The organism is Okeania sp. SIO3I5, assembly GCF_010672085.1.
In the GTDB taxonomy this organism is placed as follows: Bacteria; Cyanobacteriota; Cyanobacteriia; order Cyanobacteriales; family Microcoleaceae; genus Trichodesmium.
In genome coordinates this window covers 1-3,436 of sequence record NZ_JAAHHT010000071.1, presented here as the reverse complement: position 1 = coordinate 3,436, position 3,436 = coordinate 1, and the positions used below count along the sequence as shown (strand labels likewise).

Below are 3,436 nucleotides of genomic sequence, written 5' to 3'. Positions count from 1 at the left end.
TTTCTACAAGTAGATTTCTACAAGTAGCTACTAGAATTCTGGCGATAATTCCTGTTCTAGAACTGTTGACTAGAAATCTGCTGGTGAAATTTTTGAGGGTTTCAATTATTAGTGTCTTGGTTTGGTTAAGCATTTCCAATTTTCGAGATTTTAGGAGCTTTGATTAATTTTATTCTAGAAGTCGCGACGAACCTTTAACAAAATTATTTTCTCTAAATTTCTACAAGTAGATTTCTACAAGTAGCTACTAGAATTATGGCGATAATTCCTGTTGTATAACTTTTTGAGGGTTTCAATTATTAGTGTCTTGGTTTGGTTAAGCATTTCCAATTTTCGAGATTTTAGGAGCTTTGATTAATTTTATTCTGGAAGTCGCGACGAAACTTTGACCAAATTATTTTTTCTACATTTCTAGAAGTAGCTACTAGAATTCTGGCGATAATTTCTGTTCTAGAACTGTTGACTAGAAATCTAGTGGTGAGATTTTTGAGAGTTTCAACTATTGGTGTCTTGGTTTGGTTAAGCATTTCAAATTTTCGAGATTTTAGGAGTTTTGATTAATTTTATTCTAGAAGTCGCGACGAAACTTTGACCAAATTATTTTCTCTACATTTCTACAAGTAGCTACTAGAATTATGGCGATAATTCCTGTTATAGAACTTTTGACTAGAAATCTGGTGGTGAAATTTTTGAGAGTTTCAATTCTTGGTGTTTGGCTTTGGTTAGGCATTTCAAATTTTCGAGATTTTAGGAGCTTTGATTAATTTTCTTCTAGAAGTCGCGACGAAACTTTCTATCTCTGAATCAATATTTGAATAGCGATCGCTACAATATCTTGAAAAATACAATTTTGATTAGGAGTAACTATTACGGTTATCGAAGAGAAGTATTCAATTTTTTTTCCTTATTTTCTACTCCCTACTGTCTTTTTTCTAGGGAAAAAAGTTTTTCCCAATCTAAATATTTCAGTCTCTGATTATAAATTTCCAATAATAAAAACAGGAAATCAATTATTGAAGAGAGGTATTAAATTCTTTCCCCCTACTCCCTATTCCCTACTCCCTAAATAAAAAATTTCTTTTAAAGCATTAATCTTACTTTTTCCAATTCCACATTTTAATTTTGTAATTGGTTCTAAGCTTTTCCAATTTTGACGTGGAGCTTCAGCAATACCTTCTGTTGCTTTTGCTAAATCAAGTTGTTTAAATTGACTATTTGGCTTTTCGATCAAATATTTAAGTGCTGCCTGAATTTCATTTTTTGTAGCAGTAGAAAGATTCACTTTCTCAGGTTCAGGAATTGGTTGAGGGGTCAGATAAAATACTTCTTTTAAAGCATTAACTTTAGCCGTTGTAATTCCACATCCTAATTGTGTAATGGGTTTAAAATCTTTCCAATATTGACGCGGAGCTTCATCAATACGATTTGTCGCTACTGGCAATTTTACTCCTTTAAGTTTGCTGTCTGGTTTTTCAATTAAGTATTGAAGTGCTGCTTTAATTTCATCTCTTGTGGCGGTGGAAAGATTTATTTGTGGCGTTTTTTCCCCAGATAAAATTTTGCTAATTTGTTCAGTTTCCTCACTTTCATCAGCAATAATACACCAAACTTTTTCCAAACCAGCAGCTTCAGCTACGGCAAAAATAAAAGAATTGCCAATGACTTCATATTGATCTTCTCCCACTTCTTTAACAATGACAGGTATCCAGTTTCTCCCACCAGTTTCATTCAGAACTTTTGCCGTTGATGCAATCAGAAATTCTGGAGCATTTTTGCCATCTCCCAGTTCAATTTCATCCATATATAGATGTATCAACTTACCAATCTTACTCAAATTGCTCATAATCAAAAATACTCCTTAACCAAGTCGATATAATATGTGGGAAAATCAAAGAATTAATCAATGACTGGATATTGTTCTTCTCCAACTTTAACAATCACAGATACCCAGTTTTTTCCATCAGCTTCATTAATAACTTTTGCCGTTGATAAAATTAGAAATTCTGGAGCATTTTTGCCATCTCCCAGTTCAATTTCATCCATATATAAACGTATCAACTTACCAAATACTTAATAAGTACCTAAGCAAAATTGTTTACCTCTTCTAATTCTCTGCGGTCTTGAGAAGGCAAAGAATTTAGCTGGTATAGATGTGTAATTAATTTGGCATGACCACTTAATTAATGATTATTAATTATTCAGGTTAAAAGCCTCCCCAATAAAGGGGAAAAAAGCGGTTGAGGGATGGCGAGGAAACCTCGCGATATCCAATCAACCAAGAGAAATAAATTTTTTCCTTTTAGTCAATCCTCTCCCTTTTAGGGAGAGGTAATTATCCATTATCCATTATCCATTAATAAACAATCTTATTCAAATTGCTAATTGTCAAAAATATTCCTTAACCAAATATACATAAAATGTGCGAACTACCTGATATTTAAAAACAGCAGGTACATCAGAAAAAATATAACTTGCAATGGCAGCATAACTAGGCAATCCAAATATTTTCGTATTTTTATTTAGCTTTCTAGAAAATACTCATTAACTAAACTCTTATAATATTCACGAGCTACTTTATTCTGATAAACAGCAGGTACATGAGCAAAAGTATAATTTGCTATGGCAGCATAACTAGGCAATTCAAATATTTCAGTATTTTTATTAGCTTTTGTATATCGTGGATAAAAATAAGGTAGCAGGTCAAATTTATTATGGGGGTCTTGTCGAGGATCATTAATCAGTTTATTAATATAGGATTTAGCAACTTTTTTTTGAGCTTCAGTTATCCTTTCACCGTTGAAGAAAATTGGTAAAGCCACTGGTCCGAAATCTTGATTTTTTCTTCTGGCTTGTTGAACTTTTGGTATATATTCTTTGATAGTTATAGCTGCATTTTCTAGGGAAAATAAGTTGTTATGTTTTGCCGGAATTAAAACTACATCTGCTGCATAAATAGCACTAACGCTGAATATTCGCCAGTTAGGAGGAGAATCAATTAAGATATAGTCGTAGTGATTTTTTAGTTTGTCTAATACTTTCGTTAAGCGGTCAAAAGTAATTTGTTGTGCAATATCATCCCAATTACTAAGTTCTCCATGCACAGGAATTACATCAAAACCAAATTCTTTTTTGGATTTTTTATCGCTGATTTTGTAAGGAGAAATTACATCTCTAACATTAATATTTTTATCTATCAAGCAATTATAAAAAGTAGGTGTACTTGGTTTAATTGCTAGAAAATTTGTTAGATCTCTTTGATTCGGGTCAAAATCAACAACCAAAACTTTTTTTTGATACGGTGGCAGTGATAAAGTGGCTGCGGTATTAACAGTAGTAGTTGTTTTTCCTACCCCGCCTTTATTGTTATAAACTGCTACTGTTAATGCTTTTCGTGGTTTATCAATTTTTTCTTTAATTAATGTAGCGATGTTGATAA

The 3,436-nt window shown here is 32.3% G+C and carries 5 protein-coding genes; all 5 read right to left on the bottom strand.

What is annotated here, in order from left to right:
* Positions 1–341: 341 nt before the first annotated feature.
* Positions 342–527, bottom strand: coding sequence for a hypothetical protein (locus tag F6K40_RS17415; protein ID WP_293138011.1), 186 nt, complete (start codon positions 525–527; stop codon positions 342–344).
* Between the two features lie 41 nt (positions 528–568).
* Positions 569–730: a hypothetical protein gene (locus F6K40_RS17410; RefSeq protein WP_293138009.1), complete on the bottom strand. Its 162-nt coding sequence runs from the start codon at positions 728–730 to the stop codon at positions 569–571.
* Between the two features lie 318 nt (positions 731–1,048).
* Positions 1,049–1,843 (bottom strand): ParB N-terminal domain-containing protein, encoded by a 795-nt coding sequence (locus F6K40_RS17405; protein ID WP_293138007.1) that lies wholly within the window; start codon positions 1,841–1,843, stop codon positions 1,049–1,051.
* 53 nt (positions 1,844–1,896) lie between these two features.
* Positions 1,897–2,043 carry a hypothetical protein gene (locus tag F6K40_RS17400; protein WP_293138005.1) on the bottom strand — a complete coding sequence of 49 codons (147 nt, stop codon included), beginning with the start codon at positions 2,041–2,043 and terminating at the stop codon, positions 1,897–1,899.
* Between the two features lie 476 nt (positions 2,044–2,519).
* The coding region (locus tag F6K40_RS17395; RefSeq protein WP_293138003.1) for a ParA family protein at positions 2,520–3,436 on the bottom strand (917 nt) is incomplete at its 5' end.

Coding starts and splice junctions, on each gene's coding strand:
- F6K40_RS17415 (WP_293138011.1), bottom strand. CDS start 527: ATGCTTAACCAAACCAAGACACCAATAGTTGAAACTCTCAAAAATCTC.
- F6K40_RS17410 (WP_293138009.1), bottom strand. CDS start 730: ATGCCTAACCAAAGCCAAACACCAAGAATTGAAACTCTCAAAAATTTC.
- F6K40_RS17405 (WP_293138007.1), bottom strand. CDS start 1,843: ATGAGCAATTTGAGTAAGATTGGTAAGTTGATACATCTATATATGGAT.
- F6K40_RS17400 (WP_293138005.1), bottom strand. CDS start 2,043: ATGGATGAAATTGAACTGGGAGATGGCAAAAATGCTCCAGAATTTCTA.